Here is a 19,456-nt window from a genome sequence, read left to right as displayed (position 1 = left end):
GTGACCACTGCCAGCGAGCAAGCCCCCGCCGCGCAGAGTGCCGCCGCGCCGCCGCCCGTCCTCGACCGGCGGCGGCGCAACATCGTCTTCGCGACGATCGTGCTCGGCATGCTGCTCGCGGCGCTGGACCAGACGATCGTGGGCACGGCCCTGCCGACGATCGTCTCGGACCTGGGCGGCGCAGCGCACATGTCGTGGGTGGTCACCGCCTATCTGCTCGCCGAGACGGTCGCCACCGTCCTGGTCGGCAAGTTCGGCGACCTGTTCGGACGGAAGCTGGTCTTCCAGGTCTCGGCGATCATCTTCATCACGGGATCGTTCCTGTGCGGCCTGGCGTCGGACATGCTGCTGCTGATCATCTGGCGCGGTATGCAGGGCATCGGCGCGGGCGGCCTCATGGTCACGTCGATGGCGTTGATCGCGGATGTGATCCCGCTGCGCGAACGGGGCAAGTACCAGGGCGCGATCGGGGCGGTCTTCGGCATCTCGACCGTGATCGGGCCGCTGCTCGGCGGGCTGTTCACCGACCATCTGACCTGGCGTTGGGCGTTCTACGTCAATGTGCCGATCGCCATCGTGGTGGTCATCGCCGCCGCCCGGAACATTCCGTCGGTGAAGGCCGCGGGGCGGCCGGTCATCGACTACCGGGGCATCGCGCTGGTCACCGTCGGGGCGAGCGCGCTGATCCTGGCGACGAGCTGGGGCGGGAACGAGTACGCCTGGGGCTCGGCCGTGATCATCGGCCTCTTCGTCTGCGGACTGATCGCCCTGGCCCTGTTCTGCCTGGTGGAGACGCGGGCCGAGGAACCGATGCTGCCGATGCGGCTGTTCCGGAACCCGGTGTTCACCGTCTGCTCGATCCTCAGCTTCATCGTGGGTTTCGCGATGCTGGGCTCGATGATCTTCCTGCCGACCTATCTCCAGTACGTGGACGGGGACTCGGCGACGCTCTCGGGGGTGCGGACGCTGCCGCTGGTCGTCGGTCTGCTGGCCGCCTCGATCTTCAGCGGCAACGTGGTGAGCAAGACGGGCCGCTACCGGGTGTTCCCGATCGTCGGGACCCTGGTCATGGCGGCGGGGCTGTTCCTGCTGTCCCGGATGGGGCCGGGCACCGGCGTGTGGCTGGAGTCGCTCTACATGGTGGTGCTCGGCCTCGGCATCGGCCTGGCCATGCAGGTGCTGACGATCGCCGTGCAGAACACCGTCGACTACGAGGACCTGGGCACGGCCACCTCGGGCGTGACGTTCTTCCGTACGCTGGGCAGCGCCTTCGGCACGGCGGTGTTCGGCACGATCTACGCCAACGCGCTGAAGCCCAACCTCACCGACGGCGTCGCGCGGGCGGTGGCAGCGGGCGGTGACCCGGCGGTGCTGGCCGGCGCCTCGCAGAGCCCGCAGGCCCTGCACGCACTGCCCGCCGCCCAGTCGGAACCGCTGGCGCTGGCGTACGCGGACACGCTGCACACCGTGTTCCTGTGGACGGTGCCCATCGCGCTGATCGGCTTCGTCGTGGCCCTGTTCCTGAAGGAGGTGAAGCTGCGGGACTCGGCGCGGCTCGGGTCGACGGACATGGGCGAGGGCTTCGCCCAGCCGGGCAGCGGGGATTCCGCGAAGGTCCTCGAATTCTCGGTGGCCGCGATCCTGCACGGCGCGGGCCCGGACACCGCCCGGCGGATCACCGCCGGGTCCGACACCCGCCTCGACACCGCGGGGGCCTGGGCGGTGATGCAGGTGGACCTCTTCACCCGGATGGTCGGCCACGCGGGCCTCGGGCTGATCGCGGCCCGGCACCGCATCCCGCCGGAGGTGCTGGTGCCGGTCTTCGACCGGATGATCGAGGAGGGTTTCCTGACGGGCGACGGCCGGATCTTCTCGCACACGGCGGCGGGGCGGCGCGAAGCGGCGGTGATCTCCGACGCCTGGGGCAGCTGGCTGAACGAGCGGCTGGCCGAGGACGGCGCACGCCCCGACGACCGTCAGCTCCGGGCCACCGTGGACGTGATCGCCAAGCGGCTGCTGGCGGAGGACCTGGCCCAGGAGCTGTCCCCCGCGGCCGGCCCCGGGGGCTCGACGCGGGTGGGGGCTCCGGCCTGACGCGGCAGCCCGGGGCGGTGCGGGCCGGGGTCAGAACTCCCAGGACCGGGGGCGGACGAGCGCCTCCCACTCCTCGCGGAGCAGGCCGAGGACGGCGTTGTCGTGGCGGCGGCCGCGGTGCAGGCAGGAGGACCGGCGCACGCCCTCCGGCACGAAGCCCGCTCCTCTCAAGGTGGCCAGGGCAGCCACGTTGTCGGTGTGGGTGACGGCCTCGATCCGGTGCAGGGGCAGCTCGCCGAAGGCCAGGTCGGTGAGGGCGGCGAGCGCGTCGGAGCCGAGGCCCCGGCGCCGGTGTCCGGGAGCGAGCAGGAGGCAGGCCTCGGCCGTGCCGTCGACGAAGTCCTCCTCGATGAGGGCGATGTGACCGACCGGGGTGCCGTCCGCCAGAAGGACGAGGAAGTCGTCGCGGTGGCGGTCCTCGACGTGGGACGCGATGCGCTCGCGGAGTTCCTGGAGGGAGCCGGGCCAGACGCCCGTCTCGTGGGCGGCCACCGGGTCGGCGCGCCAGTGGTGGATCAGAGCGGCGTCGTCGGGCTCGACGGGGGTGAAGGCGACGTCACGGCCCCGCCAGAATCGTTCCCGCGCGGCGTACGGCGTCGCTGCCTCGTCCTCGTCCATGCGCGGATCGTACGGTCGCGCGCGGGCCGCCGGGAAACCGATTTCGCGCGTCGGCCGAGCACCGCCCCGGACGCCGCTCAGTCGACGAAGACCGCCGTCGTGTAGACCCAGGCACCCTCGTGCCGGAGGAAGCGGCTCTGCTCGTGGAGGGAGTCGGGACGCCCGTCGTCGGTGTAATGGGCGCGGAAGGTGACCGTTCCGGTGGAGTGGAAGGCGGTGCCGTCCGTGGTGTCCAGGATCTCCAGGCGTACCCAGCGCATCGAGGGGTCGAAGTCGACGCCGGGCGGCCGGGTCTCGGGGTGCCAGGTGCGCAGCAGGTACGCCGCGTCCTGGACGACGAAGGCCGCGTACCGGGAGCGCATCAGCGCCTCGCAGGTCGGGGCGGCGGCGGTGCCGGCGTGGAAGCGGCCGCAGCACTGCCCGTAGGCGGCGGGCAGTCCGCAGGGGCACGGGGAGGCGGAGGTGATCCGCGCGGCGGCGGACACCCGCGGCCGGGAGGTGCGTCGTGACATGGGTCCATTGTGACGCGGGACGGCGGGCTCAGCGGGCCGGGGCTCAGCGGGCCGGGGCGAAGCGGCGGCGGTATTCGGTGGGCGTCAGCCCGGTACGGCGGCGGAGCTGGGTCCGCAGGCTGGTCGCCGTGCCGAGTCCGCTGACGCGGGCGATCACGTCGAGGCGTTCCTCGCCGCGCTCGATGAGACGGCGGGCGAGGGTGACGCGCTGCTCGGTGAGCCAGGCCAGCGGGGTGGTGCCGAGCTGGGCGCGGAAGCGGCGGTGGAGGGTGGCGGGGCTGACCGCGGCGCGGGCGGCGAGCGCCGCCACGTCCAGGCCGTCGGCCAGGTGCTCGGTGGCCCACTCGAGGAGCGGCCCGAGCGAGGCGTCGGCGGTCATGGGCACGGGATGCTCGACGAACTGGCGCTGGCCACCGTCCCGGTGGGCCGGGTGGACGAGCCGTCTGCTGACGGCCGCCGCGGTCTCGGCCCCGTGGTCGGCGCGGACGAGATGGAGCGCGGCGTCCAGGGCCGCGGCGCTGCCGGCCGCCGTGATCACCTGCCCGTCGTCGACGAAGAGGACGTCCGGGTCGAGGTCGACCCGCGGGTACCGGACGGTGAAGGCATCCGCCCATCTCCAGTGCGTGGTGGCCCGTCGGCCGTCCAGCACCCCGGCGGCGGCGAGCGTGAAGGCGCCGGTGCAGAAGCTGACGAGGCGCGCGCCGCGGGCGTGGGCACGCCGGATCGCCGCCAGGACGTCCGGGTCGGCCTCCTCCAGCGGGTCGGGCCGGTTGGGCACGATGACGGTGTCCGCGCGGTCCACGGCCGTCAGCCCGGGGACGCCGGAGAGCTGGAAGAAGCCGTCGTGCATGCGGACCGTCGGAGTGGGCGAGCAGAGGGTGAAGTCGTACCAGTCGAAGGGCAGCTCGGGCCGGCGCAGGCCGAAGAGCTCGGTCGCCACACCCATCTCGAAGGGATTGGAGCCGGCCGAGACGATCATGACCACCCGGTGCGAGGATTCTTTCGCCATCCGCGATTCGTAGCACTCACGGGCGGTGGGGTCCACCGCCCAGGATGGATCCATGAGCGACAGGAACGCGGCACGGCCCGCCACCGAACCGATCGCGCTGAGCACCGCGCTGGCCTCCTTCGAGGCGCTGTGGAGTCCGCGCATCGTGACCCGGGTCAACGACTACGACGTACGCGTGGCCAAGGTGGCCGGCGAGCACGTCTGGCATGTCCACGAGCAGACGGACGAGTTCTTCCTCGTGCTGGACGGAACGCTGGACATCGCTCTGCGCGACGGCGACAGCGGTGGCGAGCGGTCCGTGACCCTGGAGAAGGGTGCGGTCTTCGTCGTCCCGCGCGGCGTCTGGCACCTGCCCCGGTCCGGTGGCGGCGCCTCGATCCTGCTCCTCGAGCCCTCGGGCACCTCGACGGTGGGCGATGCGCACGACGAGGTACCCGGGCATGTGGACGTCACCACGGGACACGCTCTCGGCGCCGCGTCGGGCGCGGGCGGGCCGGCCCGCTGAGGTCAGGGTTTGCGGGCGACGCCCGCGTATCCGGGGATCGGCTCGTCGCCCGGGACGTCGATGACCTCGCCCAGCTCCGGATGCCAGGCGGCGGAGAGCGAGACACCCGGCTCGACCAGTTCGAGGCCGTCGAAGAACGCCGCGAGCTCGGCGCGGCTGCGGGGCCGCAGCGTCATCCCGCGCGCCCTGTACATGGCCCGTGCCTGCGCGGCGCCCTGCGGATCGAAGTCGCCGGTGGTGTGCGAGAGCACCAGATAGCTGCCGGAGGGAAGCTGCTCGACCAGCTGGTCGACCAGTTCGGCCGCGCCGTCCTCGTCGTCGATGAAGTGCAGCAGGGCCAGCAGCGACAGGGCGATCGGCCGGTCGAAGTCCAGGACCTTGCCGGCCTCGGCCAGGATGGTCCCGGGCCTGCGGGCGTCGGCCTGGATGTACTCGGTGGCGCCCTCGGGCGTGGAGCGGAGCAGGGCCGCCGCGTGGGCGAGCACGATCGGGTCGTTGTCGCAGTAGACGATGCGCGCGTCGGGGGCCGCCTGCTGGGCGATCTGGTGGAGGTTGGGCTCGGTGGGGATGCCGGTGCCGATGTCCAGGAACTGACGCACACCGCTCTCCGCGAGCCAGCGGGTGGCCCGGTGCATGAACGCCCGGTTGACCCGCGCCATGTCACGGCCCCGTGCGTCCAGGGCGAGCAGCTGCCGCGCCATCTGTTCGTCGACCGGGTAGTTGTCCTTGCCGCCGAGGAACCAGTCGTACATCCGGGCCGGATGCGGCTTGCTGGTGTCGATCTCGGTGGAGTGCTGTTCTTGGCCGGTCATGGCACGCTCCGTGGTCAGGGGTCCGTACGTCGGCGTGGACTCAGGTGAGAAGGAAGTCGGCCTGTCCGGCCTTGGCGCCCTGGATGAACGCGGCGATCTCGCCGTTGGAGTAGATGAGAGCGGGGCCGTCCGGATCCGCGGACTGGCGTACGGCGACCCGCCCGTCGGCGAGCTTCATGGCCTCGATGCAGTTGCCGCCGTTCCCTCCGCTCCACGGCTTGAACCAGCCTTCGGAGCCGAGGTCACCGGCCGGCATGCCGTTGTATATGTGATTCATCACAGCTCCTTGCGGAAGTCCCGGAGGATTTCCTTCGTGCGTTGTGCAGTTGCGGCCTGAGCCGCCATGCGGTCCATGACTTCGAGGTAGGAGGCCACCTCGGGGCGCGCGTCGAAGTAGACGGCTCCGGTCAGGTACTCGCTGTAGACCATGTCGGGGAGTTCGGGGACGGCGAACCGGAAGAGGACGAACGGCCCGTAGGTTCCCGGGTGGTGGCCGGTGGCGAACTCCGCGATCTGTAGCGTGACGTGGGGAAGCTCCGTGGCCTCGAGCAGCTTGTCGACCTGCCCGCGCATCGCCTGCGCGCTGCCGACGGGCCGTCGCAGGACGGTCTCGTCCATGATCGCCCACAGTCGGGGGGCGTCGTCCTTGGCCAGCAGAGACTGGCGTTCCATCCGCAGCGCGACATGGCGCTCGATGTCCTCGGGTCTGGCCTGGCCGACCGCTCCGGTCCGCATCACGGAGCGCGCGTAGTCCTCGGTCTGCAGCAGTCCGGGCACGAAGTGCGGCTCGTACATGCGCAGCAGGCTCGCGGCGCCCTCCAGGCTGACGTACATGCTGAACCAGTCGGGCAGGACGTCGTGGAAACGCTGCCACCAGCCCGGCTTGTTCGCCTCCTCCGCCAGCTCGACGAAGGCGTCGGCCTCCTGGTCGGCGACGCCGTACGCCCTCAGCAGCAGCTGGACGTAGGGGATCTTCAGCCCGACCTCGGCCGTTTCCATCCTGCGTATCGTCGCTGGGGCGACCCTGAGCACCTTCGCCGCCTGGTCACGGGTCAGACCGACCCGCTCGCGCAGATCCTGCAGGCGCTTGCCGAGAACGACCTGGCCCACAGTCGGGGCGGACCGCGGTTCGCTCACTTCAGACCTCCCCATGCGCTGTTTTGCGAGCAGTGTGCCATGCGTGCGCCCCCAACGACACAGTCACTCTGGAAATTTCAGAGTGCCTCTTGCCAAGTGTCATCGTCAGGGGGAGAGTTGACTCCCGAACCAGTTCGCTCAGTCATGCCCGCTCCCGAGCACCCGGGGAACGAAGCGTGACGCAGCCCCCACTGTGAGGAATCGGTCGTGGCACCTGGCAGTGCGCTCATCCCCCGGCTCATGGACCTCAGTCCCGGGACGGAGGCGCTCCGGTACTGCTTCGCGCTGCCGGCGCACCCCGAGTCGGTGGCGGGTGCGCGCGAGCTGGCGCGAGCCCGCCTGGACGCCTGGAAGCTGAGCCGGGACGCCTGTGACGCGACGGTGCTCATCGTCTCCGAGCTGGTGACCAACGCCGTGGTGCACACCGCGAGCACCCGGGTGGTCTGCGAGCTGAGCCGCCTCGGCAGACGCCTGCGGATAGCCGTGCAGGACCAGGGACACCAGCCCTGCGGCCCGCGGCTGCGCCGCTCCTCCGACGACGAGCACGGCCGCGGGCTGCTCCTCGTCGACGCGATGAGCAGCGCCTGGGGATCGCACGACGCCGGGGACGCCTCCGGGCGCATCGTCTGGGCGGAGCTGGCGGACGACGCGGAGCAGCAGTCCGGCACGGAGCAGCCATGCTGAAGAACGCGCTGTCCCGGCTGCGTGCGGCGCACCGGGCCCGGACGCCCGAACAGGACCGCGGCGGCCGGGTGCGGCTGGCTCTGCCGGCCTCGATGTCCGCCAGTCTGGGTTGCGACGCGGTCGGGGTGCCCGCTCGGCACGGCTTTCGCCTCATGTCCCATCTGCCGCGCACCGGCTGCGTCTTCGCCGACGCGGACCGCTGGTGGTGGATCGTCCCGGCCGGCTCCGACCTGGATCTCGACTGGCCCGAGCAGGTGACGTACGCGCGGGACGCGGACGTGCCCGGCGGCCGGCCCCGGCTGATCCACTCGCCGGACAGCCTCACCCCGTACACCCCGCCCATCCCGCTCTTCCTGATGGTCTGCCAGGTGACCGGGGTGGCCCCGCGGTGGGTCGCCGCGGGTGCGCCGAGCATCGTGTCCGCGCCTTAGGGCCCGTCGACGAAGGCGAGCCCCGGATGCACCTCGGTGTACCGGTCGAGCAGCCGCCGGGCCACCGCCACCGAATCGACCAGCGGGTGCAGTGCGAAAGCCTGGACGGCCGCCGCGCGGGACCCGCTCTCCGCCGCCTCCAGCACCGCCCGCTCCACCGCCTTCACCGCGGTGACCAGGCCGACCGCGTGGTACGGGAGGGGCGAGACGGCCACCGGGTGGGCCCCGTTGGCGTCGACGAGGCAGGGCACCTCGACGACGGCGTCCGCGTCCAGGGCCGAAAGGGTCGTGCGGTTGCGGACGTTGAGGATCAGCGAGGTGCGTTCGTTGCGGGCGACGGCTCGCATCAGGGCGAGCGCGACCTGTTCGTAGCCGCCGGACTCCAGGTCGCTCTCCGCCCGCTCCCCCGCCCCGGCGACCTCGCGGTTCTCGGCCATGTACGTCGCCTCGCGCTCGGCGCGGGTGCGGTCCCAGGTGGCCAGGGCGGGGGTGCCGGGCTCGCGCATGCGGGCGTAGAAGCCCTCCTGCTGGTCGCGGAGGAAGGCGCCCCGGGTCTGTTCGGCCTCCTGGTAGGCGCGCACGGCCTCGCGGTTGAAGTAGTAGTAGTGCAGGTATTCGTTGGGGATCGCGCCCAGCGTCCGGAGCAGTTCGGCGCCGAAGAGACGGCCCTCCTCGAAGGAGCCGAGCAGCTGGGGGTCGGCGAGCAGCCGGGGCAGTTCGTCCCGCCCGTCCACGTACAGACCGCGGACCCAGCCGAGGTGGTTGAGTCCGGCGTAGTCGACCCAGGCCCGGTCCGGGTCGGCGCCCAGGACCCGGGCGATGCGCCGCCCGAGACCGACCGGCGAGTCGCAGATCCCGATGACCCGGTCGCCCAGGTGCCGGGACATGGCCTCGGTGACGAGGCCCGCCGGGTTGGTGAAGTTGATGACCCAGGCCTGCGGGGCGAGGCGGGCGATGCGCCGGGCGAGGTCCAGGGCGACGGGGACGGTGCGCAGCCCGTACGCGATGCCTCCGGCGCCGACGGTCTCCTGCCCGAGCACGCCCTCGTCCAGGGCCACCCGTTCGTCGGCGGCGCGACCGGCCAGTCCGCCGACGCGGATGGCGGAGAAGACGAAGTCGGCGCCGCGCAGCGCCTCGTCGAGTTCCGTGGTGGCGACGACGGCGGGGGCGTCCGCGATGCCCCGGCCCTGTTCCTCCAGGACGCGGGCGACGGCGGTGAGCCGGTCGGCGTCGGTGTCGTACAGCGTGACCCGGGAGACGCGGCCCTCGGCGTGATCGCCGAGGAGGGCCCCGTACACCAGAGGCACCCGGAATCCGCCACCGCCAAGAATTGTCAGCTTCACGCTGCTCGATGGTACGGGCAGGTCCGGGCCGGCCGGCGTTGCCCACGCCCGCCCGCCGGGGCGCGCGCCGCAACGGCCCCGGGCCCGGGGCGTGATCCGGGGCCGGGGCCGTTGCGGTGCACGGTCGACGGTGGGTCAGTAGCCGCTCCACCAGCGGGCGACCGCCTGCCAGAGCCGGGCCGGGGCGGCCGGGCGGCGCTGTCGCGGGATCGTCGCCCCCGGAGCGGGGTGGGAGGGGGCCGGTTCGGCCGCGGGGGGTCCGGGCGGCGCCGGCCGGGGGGCGGGGGGCATGCCCGCCGCCTCGTGCCGGGGCTCGGGGACGGGCCTGGCCGGGGAGGAGATCTCCCAGTCTCCGGCCGGGCGGGTGGCGCGGGCCATCACCGAGAGCGGGTCGGCGTCCAGCTTCTGCTGCGGGCTGGGGGCGAACTTGACCGGCAGCTCGACCAGGTGGCGGGACATGATGTTGCCGACCCAGCGCAGGTCGCTCTCGCCGACGCCGAGCTCCAGGTCCGGCAGGCGCATGAGGAGGGCGTCGACGCCGACGTCGGCGATGGCGCGGCCGATGTCCTGTCCCGGGCACTCGTGGGGGCCGCCGCTGAACGCGAGGTGGGCGCGGTTGCCGCCCATGTCGGCGGCCAGGTCCGGGCGGACGACGGGGTCGGTGTTGGCCGGGGCGATCCCGACGAGCAGGGCGTCGCCCTCCTTGATCTGCTGGCCGCCCAGCTCGGTGTCCCCGACCGCCCAGCGGCCGAAGACTGCGGTGAACGGCGGCTCGTCCCAGAGGGTCTGCTCGACCGCCTCCGGCACCGTCATGTGCCCGCCGCTGAGCCGGGCGCGGAAGCGCGGGTCGATCAGGACCATGCGCAGCACGTTGGCGATGAGGTTGGCGGTGGACTCGTAGGCGGCGATGAGGATGAGCCGCAGATGCTCGACGACCTCGATGTCGGTCATCGTGGCCGGGTGCTCGATGAGCCAGCTGGCGAAGTCCGGCGCCGGATCGGCGCGGCGCCGCTCCACCAGGCGGGTCAGCACGGACACGATGTGGGCGTTGCTGGCCACGGCCGTCTCGGTGCCGCGGGTCATGTCCCGGGCCGCCTGGACGAGGCGCTCGTCGTAGTCCTCCGGCATGCCGAAGATCGCGCACATCACCATCATCGGCAGATGCTCGGCGAACTGGCCGACCAGGTCGGCGGTGCCCTTCTCGCAGAAGTCGTTGACGAGGCGGTTACTGAAGCGGTTGATGTGCCGGCGCACCCCGCGGGTGTCGATGCGCTCCATGCTGTCGGTGACCGCGCCGCGCTGCCGCTCGTGCTTGGCGCCGTCGGCGAACACGCAGACCGGCTGCCAGGTGAAGATCGGGGCGAGCGGGTGGTCCGGGGCGACGCTGCCGTCCTGGAGGGCCCGCCAGCGCCGCGAGTCCCGGGAGAACTGGGACGGCGTACGGGTGAGGTGGAGGTTCTCGCTGTGGCCGAGCACGAGCCAGGCGGGTACGTCGCCGTGGAGCAGGACCGGGGCGACGGTGCCGTGTTCGGCGCGGAGTTTGTCGTAGAGGCCCGAGGGGTTGTTCTCCGCCTCGGGGCCGTAGAGCCGGCGCAGTCCGCCGGGGCCGATGTCGAGGTTGTGGGCGGGGCACTGCGGCGGCGGGACGGCGCCGGGTTCGTGGTGGAAGGGGGTTGTCACAGGGGCTCCAGGGATCAGGATTCCAGGGCTGGTGCACAAGCGGGCGGGACGGGGCGTCCGGGCGCGGACCGGGCCGGGGACGTACGCCGGGGGATGGCGCGCGCCCCCGGTGCGGGTCCCGTCGCCGGGGCCCGGGGTGCGGGGGCGTCAGGCGAGGGGGACGGCCAGGCTGTGCAGATAGCGCATCAGGGTCATCAGCACATCGCGGCTGGACCCCCGCAGCCGGGCGTCGCAGTCGATCATCGGGACCTCGTCCGGCAGGTCGAGGGCCCTGCGCAGGGCCTCGACCGGGTGGTGCGGCGCGTCGGGGAAGGTGTTCACGGCCACCACGAACGGCACTCCGCGCTCCTCCAGCCGGCCGATGACGTCGAAGCTGACTTCGAGCCGTCTCGTGTCGATGAGGACGACCGCGCCGAGGGCTCCTTCGAAGAGGCCGTTCCACAGGAACCAGAAGCGCTCCTGGCCGGGGGTGCCGAACAGATAGAGGATCAGTTCCTCGCTGAGGCTGATCCGTCCGAAGTCCATGGCGACCGTGGTGGCGGTCTTCGTCTCCACCCCGGCGTTGTCGTCCACGCCGACGCCGGCCTGGGTCATGGTCTCTTCGGTCGTCAGAGGCCGGATCTCGCTCACCGAGCCGACCATCGTCGTCTTGCCGACGCCGAACCCGCCGACGATCACGACCTTCACCGCGGCGGTGGCCGTGGTGGGGAGGACGTCCTCACTGCGGGGTCCGGTGATCGTGTCAGAGCTTCTGAAGTCCATGCATCACCGCTTCGAGAAGGGACCTGTCGGGGAGAGTGGCGCGGACGATCGGCGCGCGCGACTCGATGAGCTCGGTCGCCAGGAGATCACTCAGGAGCGAGGTGACCACGCTGAACGGCAGGCTGAGGTAGGCGGAGATCTCGGCGACGGACAACGGGGCCTGGCAGAGCCGCAGGATGGCCGCCTGCTCGGGCTGGAACGTCGGCGAGGGCTCCGCCTGCGCGACGACCATCGTGACCAGGTCGAGCGCGGCCCGTTCGCTGTCGTCGAGATCGCCGGTGATCACGTACAGCCGTTCCGGATCGTGGAGATCCGGATCGGTCTTGCGGCGTTCTCGTCGAGGACCACTCATCCGGACTGCCCGCCGTGGCGGGGCGGACTGGTCAGGTGGGCTCCGATCCGCACGACCATGTCCCGCATCCGGGCACCGACCAGTCCGGCGTCGACGGTCTCGCCGGCCAGGACCGCGAGATACGCACCGGTCCCGGCCGCCATCAGGTAGAAGAAGCCGCCGGTCACTTCGATGACCACGAGCTTCATGAGGCCGTCGCTGTACGGGATCTCGGTGGCCACCGCGGCGGCCAGGCTCTGCAGTCCGGCGCAGGCCGCCGCCAGCCGGTCGGCGACGTCGGGGTCGCCGCCGTGCATGGCGATGCGCAGGCCGTCCGAGGAGAGCACCACGATCTGGTGGATGCTCGGCACGTCGTCGGCCAGTTCCTTGAGCATCCAGTCCATGTTTCCCCGCTGCTGGATCACTTCAGGTCTCCCTTGTCCCACGCGTCATCGGAGTCTTCGCCGTGCTGTCGTTCCTGCGGTACGCCGTTGACGGCCTTGGTGAAGGCGTCCAGCCAGAGGCCGGGCGGCTTCTCCTCGCCGCGTCCGCCGCCGGCGCCCTCGTCCCGGCCGGGCTGGGACCCGTTGGCGGGCGCGGGGGGCGGCGGGGGCTGCTGGGGGAGGTTGTGCGAGCCGAGCGGGGCGCGGCCCCGGCTGCGGCGCTGCGGCAGCCCGTTCTCGGTCCACTCGGTGACCACGGGAAGGTCGTCCTCCACGGCCGCCGCGGGAACCGCGGGGCGCGACGCGGCCGCGGGGGCGCCGGTGGCGACCGGTGCGGCCACGGACGGCACGGGGCCGGTGGCGGCGGGCTTGGGCTTGCGCTTGCCGGGCGGCGGGACCACGTGCTGGAGCTGCGACATGTCCAGCGAGCTGGTGGGCCGCGAGGTGGCGCCGATGCCGTGGGCGATGCCCGGGGCGGGGCCGGTGGTGATCATGTCGCGCGGCACGATGAGGACGGCGCGGACGCCGCCGTACGCCGACTGACGCAATGACACCTGGAGCTGGTACATCCGGGAGAGCCGGCCGACGACGGCCATGCCCAGGCGCGGGGACTCCCCGAGGTCGTTCATGTTGATGCCGGCCTGGGCCTGCGCGAGCATGTTCTCGGCGCGGGCGCGGGCCTCCTCGCTGAGGCTGACGCCGCCGTCCTCGATCTCGATGGCGATGCCGGTCTGCACCTCGACCGCGGTGACGTGCACCCGGGTCTGGGGCGGCGAGTAGCGGGTCGCGTTGTCGAGGAGTTCGGCGCAGGCGTGGATGAGCGGCTCGACCGAGGTGCCGACGATGGCGACCTTGGCGATCGAGTGCAGTTCGACGCGCTGGTACTCCAGGATGCGGGACATCGCGCCGCGCAGCACGCTGAACAGCGGTACGGGCTTGGGCCACTGGCGGCTGGGGCGGGCGCCGCCGAGCACGGCGATGGAGTCGGCGAGCCGGCCGATCAGCGCGGTGCCGTGGTCGATGCGCAGCAGGTCGTCGAAGACCTCGGGGTTGCGCCCGTAGTGGTCCTCCATCTCCCGCAGTTCACTGGCCTGGCGGTGCACGATCGCCTGGACCCGGCGGGCGACGCTGACGAAGGCGCGCTGGGCGGAGTCACGCCGTGCCTCCTCGTTGTCGATGACTTCGAGGACCTGGTAGATCTGCTCGCGCAGCGCCTTGGGCAGATGGCGGTTGGCCACGTCCGCGTCGACGATGTCGCGCATCACTTCTTCGGGCGAATTGCCCACCCGCAGACGCCGGATGGCGGCGGGCATGACCTCCTTGGTCAGCCGTACCGTCTCGGCGTCGTGCGAGAGGATGCGGTGCTCCAGGTAGGCGATGCGCTGTTCGTACTCGGCACGCTGGACGCGCATGGCGCGTCGTCGGCGGTGCAGCGCCACGGTGAGTACGGCGACCACGAGCGTGGTGATCGCGCCGCACACGGCGACCGGTATCCGGGCGGCCGGTGCGACCAGGGCCGCTCCGGCGACGGTGGCGCCGGCGAGCAGGGCCACGGGCAGCAGGACTACGCGGACGACGGGAACTTCTCTGTCGGTCGGCGGTGATTCAACACGAACCATCTAAAACCCTCTGGCGGTTGATTCCGGGATGTATGCGCACGTGAGCGGAGACTCGGGAACAAGTGCTCGAATTCGTCTCAACTCGACTTCACTGCGCGTGAGCTTAGCCAGATCAGAACAGTGCTTCGGCATATTCACCCAACCCTCTGCGGAAGCTCGCCGAGAGGAATACACTCACCAGTTTTTGCACGCAGCGCTGTGGACCGTGCGCGGTGAGTGAGCGAGGCCGAAAATGAACTGCCCTGGACTCCTCCCGTACCGACACACGGAATAAGTCACATGCCACACGCGGGCGTTACGGGGCAAATGGGCATGCCCTCAGCGCCTTGCACCCCACAGAACAGGCCAAGGCACAGGTGATCGAACCAGATCGAAAGGGACAGATTCCTGGTCGCCGGGCGGGTGGTACGAAAAGGCGCCGTGCTGACGCGCGCCCGAAAGCCCCCCTCGCCGGCGGGGTCAGCGCCGGGCCCCGCCGAGCCGCCCTTCCAACTGCACGAGCAACTCGCCCAGCCGAGAGGCGAGTTCGTCGCGGCCTCCCTGGTCGAGTCCGGCGAGCACCGCGCGTTCGTAGGCGAGCTGTTCGGGCAGCAGCCGGTCGACCAGGGCCCGGCCCTCGTCGGTGAGACGGACGTGGGCGACCCTCCGGTCGCGGTCGTCGCCCCGGCGGTCGACCAGGGCGCGGTCCTGGAGGGCGCGCAGCCGCTTGGTGACGGCGGCTCCCGAGGAGAAGGTCTCGCGGGCCAGCTCACCGGGGGTCAGCTCCCGGTCCGTCCGGCGTACGGCGCCGAGGAGGTCGAACTCGGCGCGGGTCAGTCCGGCGGAGCGCAGCGGGGCGTCCTCCGCCTGCTGGAGCAGGGCGGCGCAGCGGTTGATCCGGCCGATGATCTCCATCGGCCCGGTGTCGAGCCCGGGGTTGACGGCCTGCCACTGCCGCACCACCGAGGCAACGATGTCGTCGGTCACTCCGCTCCGATCGAAGGGGCGTGGACCGTAGGGGGTGTCTCGGGTCCCCGCCGTTGTGCTGTCGTGGCGAGCGTACGGTGTCCGGCCTGCTCCGCCGCGAGAAGACGCTGCTCGGGCAGGGCGCGCTGCCACCATTCACCCGCGGCGGTGTCGCCCGCCTCGCGCAGTTCGACGAGGCTCGCGGTGAGGGTCCGGCGCGCCCGGTCCCGTGCGGCGGGCGCGGCCCCGGGGTCGGCGAGGGCCCGCTCGGCGGCGGCGCGGGCCCGGCGGGTGGCGTCGAGCGCCCGCTCGACCCTCCCGGCCGCCCGCCGGTTGGTGACGAGCGCCGCGGCCAGGAAGCCGGCTGCCGCGCCGAGGACGGTGTCCAGGACCCGGTCGCCGATCAGCTCCCCGGCGGGGTGGGCGCCGCCGAACTCCAGGACCAGCAGGGCCATCGGGGTCACCGCGACGGAGCCGAGCCAGTAGTTGCGGGTGATGAGGGCCTCGGCGGCGAAGCTGAAGAAGAGGCAGCAGCAGACGAGGGCGAGCGGGCTGATCCGGGAGACCGGCAGGACGGCCGCGAAGACCAGGACGCCCAGGACGTTGCCGAGGGTCCGTTGCAGCGCCCGGTTCCACGACAGGGTGATATTGGCCTGGCAGAGCGAGGCGGCGGTGACGATCGCCCAGTAGGGGCGGCCGACGCCGAGCGCGGCGCAGAGGTATCCGGCGAGCGCGCAGCCGGCCAGGGTGCGGACGGCGACGGGCAGCAGCGGCGATCCGGGGCCGAGGCGGCGCAGCAGGGCGCGGCGGGCCGCGCGGCGGCTGTCGGGGGCCCGCAGGGCGGCGCGTTCGGCGTCGATCCCGAAGGGTTCGCCGGCGGTGCCGGACGGCGGCGGCGCGGGCACGGGCCCTCGCGCCCGGGTCAGGGCGGCCCAGGCCCGCAGCCGGTCCGGATCCACCGCTCCGGCCCCGGGGCGCGGGGCCGTGAAGGCCGCTTCGGCGTGCACCACGAGCCCCTCCAGGGACCGGCGTACGGGGGTGGGGCGGCCGGAGACGAGCAGGCACTGCCGGCCGGCGTGCACGGCGGCGGCCGCGGCGTGCCGGGTGCCGGGGCCGGGGGCGGCGGCGCACCCGGCCGCGGCCTCCAGGGCACGGGCGACGGCCCGGCGTTCGGGCCCTTCCCGGCGGACCAGGGCGGGCGCGACGGCGACCAGCCAGGCGAACGCGCCCGCGCCGAGGGTCAGGGCGAGGTGGCCGGGGATCTGCTCCGGGCGCTGCGGGGCGAAGAGGGCGGCGGAGCTGACGAAGGTGAAGATCACGGGGCCGGGCGGTCCGATCCGGGTGGCGTCGCACAGCGCCTTCTGGGCGGCGGCGAGCAGCGCGCCGACCGCGATGAGCACGGCGGTCGACCCGGTGAGCGACGCGGTGACCAGACCGACGGCGAGCCCGGCCGCCATGCCGAGCACCACGCCCGCGACGGCCACGGCCCGCCGGGCGTACGGCAGGCCGTGGCCGTAGAGCGCGCAGAGCGAACCGGCCATGGTGTAGATCACGAGGTCCAGCCGGCCGACCGCCAGGAGCGTCAGGTGGGGCACGGCGGAGGCGACGACCACGCTGAGGGCGGGCTTGAACCAGGTGTCCGAGGGCCGCGAGAGCCGGAGGGCCGAGGCCAGCGGGATGCTCCGGACCGAGGGCCGCCGGGGCCGTATGGATGTATCACTCACCCATACACGTTAACAAGTATTACACCTGTAAACAATCGACGCCGACCGGTCAGCCGAGACCCCGGGCGTCCTGCTTGAGGGCGGTGTCCACCGTCAGGGCCGTGGCGACGACCAGGCTGAGCAGCGGTTCGGGCAGCCGCTGGTGGATCTGGAGCACATAGTTGTCGGCCGTCGTGAACATGGTCTTCGCGAGGCCTTCCCAGGTCTTGGTGATCCGGGCGATCTCGGTGCCGTTGTGGTCGACGATGGAGAAGTTCCAGGCGCGCCAGTTCTCCGCCCTGATCGCACCGACCTGCGCACCGCCCGCCGTCATGGCGAAATTGATCTTGCCGATGGCGTTCTGCTGGACGATCTCGCCGACCGGCTGCCCGTCGGGGCGCTGGACGACGACACGCGACTTGATGAACTTCGCGGGGCGGGTCAGCAGCAGCTGCGGCCGGCCGTGCGCGTCGCGGATCTCCAGGCGGTGCGTCAGGTACTGGTCGATGCTGGAGACGAACCGGAGCACCTTGCGCAACGCGCTCTGGCCGACCTGGACGACCGAGCCGACGGTGGCGCCGTGCTGGTCGAACACCCGGTACTCGTTCGTGACCTCGATCAGCTTGGCCTTCTGGTTCACCACCAGGACCGGCTGGTCGAAGAGCGACCCTACGGACACGGCCTGCTGGGCGGGGATCCCGGCAGCGCCCGGGGCCTGCTGGGCCGCGGCGGCGGCGGGGGCCTGCTGCCCCTCGGCGGGATGGGTGTGCTCGGTCCAGCGGGTCCCGTCCCAGTAGCGCAGCAGCTGGGGCGCGCCATGGGGATCGGGGAACCAGCCCGCGGCTATGTTCGATTGCGTGGTCACTCGGGCACACTATCCCGCTAGCAGCGCGACCCATATTCTTTGAAACTTCATACACCCACTACGATGACGGGCGATGACCAGGGTGAGCACGCGGACCGACCGGCAGCGGCGCCGCTCCCGCACGCCCCTCGCCCTGGGCTGGGTGTTCTTCCTGCTGGCCATGCTCTTCTGCTGCTCGGTCACCACCTCGTCCGCCGCCGTGCCGGTCGCGGCGGGCCCGGCCGGCGTCGGCGCCGTCCGGGCGTTCACCCCGGCGCCCGACGCGGCCTTCGAGCCGGTCGTGCTGGCCTCCCCGTCGGACCGGGGTCTCGGGACCTCGTGCCACGGCGGCTCGACGCACTCGGTGGCCGTCGTGCTTCCCGCGTCGTCCGCCCCCGTGGCCCTTCCCTCGCCCGTGGCCTTCGTCCCCGCCGCCCCGCTCACCGGCGCGGCGGCCATCCGAGGTCCCGCGCACGACGGTGTGCGCTCCGTCGATCAACTGCGTCTCCAGGTCCAACGGATCTAGAAGCCGGGTCCGCTCTCCCGCCGCGCCCCGGCGCCGGTTCACCGGGAGCGGCCTTTCGTATGCCCTGCATCCCTTCCCCCTTCATGCATCGCCCCCGTATGCATCGGTTGAACGACGAGGACATCCCATGGCTTCCGCCAAGAACCAGAACAACCCCGCATCCGCACGTCGCGCCAAGCTCGAAGAGGCCCGCCGCAAGGAGCGCGCCCGCGAGCGCCGGGTCCGCATCATCACCATCAGCGCGGCGGTGGCCGTGGTCGCCGCCCTGGTCGCCGGAGGCGGCTACCTGATGTCCCAGGCGAACGAGAAGGACAAGAAGGAGGAGCAGGCCAAGACCTCGCCGGTCACCGGCGAGCGCAGCTGGGACAAGCTGACGCAGGAGCACGTGGCGAACAAGGTCGACTACCCGATGAACCCGCCCGTCGGCGGTGACCACAACCAGGTCTGGATGAACTGCAACGCGGACGTCTACGCCGACGAGATACCGAAGGAGAACGCCGTGCACTCGCTGGAGCACGGCGCGGTCTGGGTCACGTACAACGACAAGGCCTCGGACGCCGACATCGAGGCCCTCACCAAGAAGGTCAAGTCGACCCCGTACTCCCTGATGAGCCCGGTGAAGGACCAGAAGGACCCGCTGATGCTCAGTGCGTGGGGCAAGCAGGTCACGGTCAAGAGCGCGACGGACGCCCGCGTCGGGCAGTTCTTCACCAAGTACGTGCAGGGCCCGCAGACCCCCGAGCCGGGGGCCGCCTGCACCGGCGGGCTGGACAAGTGACCGCCCTCGCCCCCTCCGGTTCCCCCCGTCGGATGGTCCTCGCGGGAGCCTGCGTGCTGCTGCTGGCCCTGGGGCTGGTGGCGCTGATGGTCCAGCGTCCCTCCGCGGCCTCCCCGTCCGGGGCGTCCTCGGCGGCACGGTCCGCTCCGGCGGAGGACTCCGTGGACGCGGGCTTCGCCCGGGACATGGCGATCCACCACCAGCAGGCGGTCGAGATGTCGTTCATCGTGCGGGACCGCACCGACGACGAGGACGTGCGGCGGCTGGCGTACGACATCATCAACACCCAGGCCAATCAGCGCGGCATGATGCTGGGCTGGCTGGAGGTCTGGGGGCTGCCGAAGAGCGCGGCCGGGCCGCCGATGGCGTGGATGGGGCACACCCTCCCGCCGACGGACGACGGTTCGCTGATGCCGGGCATGGCCACCGACGCGGAGCTGGCGGCCCTCACGGCCGCGAAGGGCACGAAGGCCGAGGTGCTGTTCCTGCGGCTGATGACCGTGCACCACCGCGCGGGTGCCGACATGGCGCGGGCGGCCGCCGGTGCGGCGGAGACGGACGCCGTCAAGAACCTGGCGGCGGGCATGGTCCGCGGTCAGCAGTCGGAGATCGGTCTGATGGCGGACCTGCTGAAGGCCCGGGGGGCCAAGCCCTGAGCGCGGAGGGGGCGGTTCCGGCCG

The 19,456-nt window shown here is 72.2% G+C and carries 22 protein-coding genes; 7 read left to right on the top strand and 15 right to left on the bottom strand.

Annotated features, from left to right (window positions below; all coding sequences use genetic code 11):
• A complete protein-coding gene (locus ACH4UK_RS15200) occupies positions 1 to 2,094 on the top strand; it encodes an MDR family MFS transporter (protein ID WP_398356510.1) in 2,094 nt (697 codons plus the stop codon).
• Between the two features lie 30 nt (positions 2,095 to 2,124).
• Here ACH4UK_RS15200 and ACH4UK_RS15195 read toward each other — a convergent pair whose 3' ends face one another.
• From ACH4UK_RS15195 to ACH4UK_RS15185, 3 genes are all read right to left on the bottom strand, one after another.
• Entirely contained in the window at positions 2,125 to 2,712 is a 588-nt protein-coding gene (locus ACH4UK_RS15195; protein ID WP_398356509.1) for a GNAT family N-acetyltransferase, read from the bottom strand.
• A 77-nt stretch (positions 2,713 to 2,789) separates the two neighbouring features.
• Positions 2,790 to 3,224 carry a YchJ family protein gene (locus ACH4UK_RS15190; RefSeq protein WP_398356508.1) on the bottom strand — a complete coding sequence of 145 codons (435 nt, stop codon included), beginning with the start codon at positions 3,222 to 3,224 and terminating at the stop codon, positions 2,790 to 2,792.
• 43 nt (positions 3,225 to 3,267) lie between these two features.
• The gene (locus ACH4UK_RS15185; RefSeq protein ID WP_398356507.1) at positions 3,268 to 4,233 is read right to left on the bottom strand and encodes a GlxA family transcriptional regulator; all 966 of its coding nucleotides are present in this window, start codon (positions 4,231 to 4,233) and stop codon (positions 3,268 to 3,270) included.
• Between the two features lie 52 nt (positions 4,234 to 4,285).
• Here ACH4UK_RS15185 and ACH4UK_RS15180 point away from each other — a divergent pair, with 52 nt between their 5' ends.
• Positions 4,286 to 4,738 carry a cupin domain-containing protein gene (locus tag ACH4UK_RS15180; RefSeq protein WP_398356506.1) on the top strand — a complete coding sequence of 151 codons (453 nt, stop codon included), beginning with the start codon at positions 4,286 to 4,288 and terminating at the stop codon, positions 4,736 to 4,738.
• Positions 4,739 to 4,740: 2 nt separating this feature from the next.
• Here ACH4UK_RS15180 and ACH4UK_RS15175 read toward each other — a convergent pair whose 3' ends face one another.
• The 3 genes from ACH4UK_RS15175 to ACH4UK_RS15165 are packed head-to-tail and all read right to left on the bottom strand — an operon-like array spanning position 4,741 to position 6,687.
• A complete protein-coding gene (locus tag ACH4UK_RS15175) occupies positions 4,741 to 5,550 on the bottom strand; it encodes an SAM-dependent methyltransferase (protein WP_398356505.1) in 810 nt (269 codons plus the stop codon).
• Positions 5,551 to 5,590: 40 nt separating this feature from the next.
• Positions 5,591 to 5,827 (bottom strand): DUF397 domain-containing protein, encoded by a 237-nt coding sequence (locus tag ACH4UK_RS15170; protein WP_398356504.1) that lies wholly within the window; start codon positions 5,825 to 5,827, stop codon positions 5,591 to 5,593.
• The gene (locus tag ACH4UK_RS15165) at positions 5,827 to 6,687 is read right to left on the bottom strand and encodes a helix-turn-helix domain-containing protein (RefSeq protein ID WP_398356503.1); all 861 of its coding nucleotides are present in this window, start codon (positions 6,685 to 6,687) and stop codon (positions 5,827 to 5,829) included. Before ACH4UK_RS15165 ends, ACH4UK_RS15170 begins: the two co-directional genes overlap by 1 nt.
• 207 nt (positions 6,688 to 6,894) lie before the next feature.
• On the opposite strand from ACH4UK_RS15165, the gene ACH4UK_RS15160 reads away from it, so the two are divergent.
• Together ACH4UK_RS15160 and ACH4UK_RS15155 are read left to right on the top strand one after the other, a co-directional pair.
• A complete protein-coding gene (locus ACH4UK_RS15160; protein WP_398356502.1) occupies positions 6,895 to 7,371 on the top strand; it encodes an ATP-binding protein in 477 nt (158 codons plus the stop codon).
• The gene (locus tag ACH4UK_RS15155) at positions 7,365 to 7,802 is read left to right on the top strand and encodes a hypothetical protein (protein WP_398356501.1); all 438 of its coding nucleotides are present in this window, start codon (positions 7,365 to 7,367) and stop codon (positions 7,800 to 7,802) included. The genes ACH4UK_RS15160 and ACH4UK_RS15155 overlap by 7 nt, the downstream gene beginning before the upstream one ends.
• Here the strand turns inward: ACH4UK_RS15155 and ACH4UK_RS15150 are convergent.
• The 9 genes from ACH4UK_RS15150 to ACH4UK_RS15110 form a co-directional block, all read right to left on the bottom strand.
• Positions 7,799 to 9,145: a 6-phospho-beta-glucosidase gene (locus ACH4UK_RS15150; RefSeq protein ID WP_398356500.1), complete on the bottom strand. Its 1,347-nt coding sequence runs from the start codon at positions 9,143 to 9,145 to the stop codon at positions 7,799 to 7,801. The two genes, ACH4UK_RS15155 and ACH4UK_RS15150, sit on opposite strands and share 4 nt — an antisense overlap.
• A gap of 135 nt (positions 9,146 to 9,280) precedes the next feature.
• A complete protein-coding gene (locus ACH4UK_RS15145; protein ID WP_398356499.1) occupies positions 9,281 to 10,825 on the bottom strand; it encodes a cytochrome P450 in 1,545 nt (514 codons plus the stop codon).
• Positions 10,826 to 10,972: 147 nt separating this feature from the next.
• Positions 10,973 to 11,587: a GTP-binding protein gene (locus ACH4UK_RS15140; protein WP_398356498.1), complete on the bottom strand. Its 615-nt coding sequence runs from the start codon at positions 11,585 to 11,587 to the stop codon at positions 10,973 to 10,975.
• Positions 11,568 to 11,939, bottom strand: a complete 372-nt coding sequence (locus tag ACH4UK_RS15135; protein WP_398356497.1) for a DUF742 domain-containing protein — start codon at positions 11,937 to 11,939, stop codon at positions 11,568 to 11,570. The genes ACH4UK_RS15140 and ACH4UK_RS15135 overlap by 20 nt, the downstream gene beginning before the upstream one ends.
• Positions 11,936 to 12,343, bottom strand: a complete 408-nt coding sequence (locus ACH4UK_RS15130; RefSeq protein WP_006128841.1) for a roadblock/LC7 domain-containing protein — start codon at positions 12,341 to 12,343, stop codon at positions 11,936 to 11,938. The genes ACH4UK_RS15135 and ACH4UK_RS15130 overlap by 4 nt, the downstream gene beginning before the upstream one ends.
• Positions 12,340 to 13,980: a sensor histidine kinase gene (locus ACH4UK_RS15125; RefSeq protein ID WP_398356496.1), complete on the bottom strand. Its 1,641-nt coding sequence runs from the start codon at positions 13,978 to 13,980 to the stop codon at positions 12,340 to 12,342. Before ACH4UK_RS15125 ends, ACH4UK_RS15130 begins: the two co-directional genes overlap by 4 nt.
• A gap of 459 nt (positions 13,981 to 14,439) precedes the next feature.
• A complete protein-coding gene (locus tag ACH4UK_RS15120) occupies positions 14,440 to 14,946 on the bottom strand; it encodes a MarR family winged helix-turn-helix transcriptional regulator (RefSeq protein ID WP_398356495.1) in 507 nt (168 codons plus the stop codon).
• Positions 14,943 to 16,649, bottom strand: coding sequence for an FUSC family protein (locus ACH4UK_RS15115; RefSeq protein ID WP_398356494.1), 1,707 nt, complete (start codon positions 16,647 to 16,649; stop codon positions 14,943 to 14,945). The genes ACH4UK_RS15120 and ACH4UK_RS15115 overlap by 4 nt, the downstream gene beginning before the upstream one ends.
• A gap of 49 nt (positions 16,650 to 16,698) precedes the next feature.
• On the bottom strand, positions 16,699 to 17,493 hold the full coding sequence (locus ACH4UK_RS15110) for a phospholipid scramblase-related protein (protein ID WP_398356493.1): 795 nt from the start codon (positions 17,491 to 17,493) through the stop codon (positions 16,699 to 16,701).
• Positions 17,494 to 17,566: 73 nt separating this feature from the next.
• Between ACH4UK_RS15110 and ACH4UK_RS15105 the strand changes: the two genes are divergently transcribed.
• The 3 genes from ACH4UK_RS15105 to ACH4UK_RS15095 all read left to right on the top strand — a co-directional run bounded on the left by ACH4UK_RS15105 (position 17,567) and on the right by ACH4UK_RS15095 (position 19,432).
• Positions 17,567 to 17,998, top strand: a complete 432-nt coding sequence (locus tag ACH4UK_RS15105; protein ID WP_398356492.1) for a hypothetical protein — start codon at positions 17,567 to 17,569, stop codon at positions 17,996 to 17,998.
• Positions 17,999 to 18,125: 127 nt separating this feature from the next.
• Positions 18,126 to 18,776: a DUF3105 domain-containing protein gene (locus tag ACH4UK_RS15100; protein WP_398356491.1), complete on the top strand. Its 651-nt coding sequence runs from the start codon at positions 18,126 to 18,128 to the stop codon at positions 18,774 to 18,776.
• On the top strand, positions 18,773 to 19,432 hold the full coding sequence (locus ACH4UK_RS15095) for a DUF305 domain-containing protein (RefSeq protein ID WP_398356490.1): 660 nt from the start codon (positions 18,773 to 18,775) through the stop codon (positions 19,430 to 19,432). Before ACH4UK_RS15100 ends, ACH4UK_RS15095 begins: the two co-directional genes overlap by 4 nt.
• The last annotated feature ends 24 nt before the right edge of the window (positions 19,433 to 19,456 follow it).

It is taken from the genome of Streptomyces sp. NPDC020884 (assembly GCF_044333935.1).
Classification (GTDB): domain Bacteria; phylum Actinomycetota; class Actinomycetes; order Streptomycetales; family Streptomycetaceae; genus Streptomyces.
The sequence above is the reverse complement of the archived record's forward strand: the minus strand, read 5'-3'. Positions and strand labels throughout refer to the sequence as shown.

Excerpts from the sequence above, each read along its gene's own strand:
- ACH4UK_RS15135 (WP_398356497.1), bottom strand. The coding sequence starts at position 11,939 with ATGAGTGGTCCTCGACGAGAACGCCGCAAGACCGATCCGGATCTCCAC.
- ACH4UK_RS15125 (WP_398356496.1), bottom strand. The coding sequence starts at position 13,980 with ATGGTTCGTGTTGAATCACCGCCGACCGACAGAGAAGTTCCCGTCGTC.
- ACH4UK_RS15105 (WP_398356492.1), top strand. The coding sequence starts at position 17,567 with ATGACCAGGGTGAGCACGCGGACCGACCGGCAGCGGCGCCGCTCCCGC.
- ACH4UK_RS15190 (WP_398356508.1), bottom strand. The coding sequence starts at position 3,224 with ATGTCACGACGCACCTCCCGGCCGCGGGTGTCCGCCGCCGCGCGGATC.
- ACH4UK_RS15140 (WP_398356498.1), bottom strand. The coding sequence starts at position 11,587 with ATGGACTTCAGAAGCTCTGACACGATCACCGGACCCCGCAGTGAGGAC.
- ACH4UK_RS15195 (WP_398356509.1), bottom strand. The coding sequence starts at position 2,712 with ATGGACGAGGACGAGGCAGCGACGCCGTACGCCGCGCGGGAACGATTC.
- ACH4UK_RS15180 (WP_398356506.1), top strand. The coding sequence starts at position 4,286 with ATGAGCGACAGGAACGCGGCACGGCCCGCCACCGAACCGATCGCGCTG.
- ACH4UK_RS15100 (WP_398356491.1), top strand. The coding sequence starts at position 18,126 with ATGGCTTCCGCCAAGAACCAGAACAACCCCGCATCCGCACGTCGCGCC.
- ACH4UK_RS15155 (WP_398356501.1), top strand. The coding sequence starts at position 7,365 with ATGCTGAAGAACGCGCTGTCCCGGCTGCGTGCGGCGCACCGGGCCCGG.
- ACH4UK_RS15170 (WP_398356504.1), bottom strand. The coding sequence starts at position 5,827 with ATGAATCACATATACAACGGCATGCCGGCCGGTGACCTCGGCTCCGAA.
- ACH4UK_RS15175 (WP_398356505.1), bottom strand. The coding sequence starts at position 5,550 with ATGACCGGCCAAGAACAGCACTCCACCGAGATCGACACCAGCAAGCCG.
- ACH4UK_RS15185 (WP_398356507.1), bottom strand. The coding sequence starts at position 4,233 with ATGGCGAAAGAATCCTCGCACCGGGTGGTCATGATCGTCTCGGCCGGC.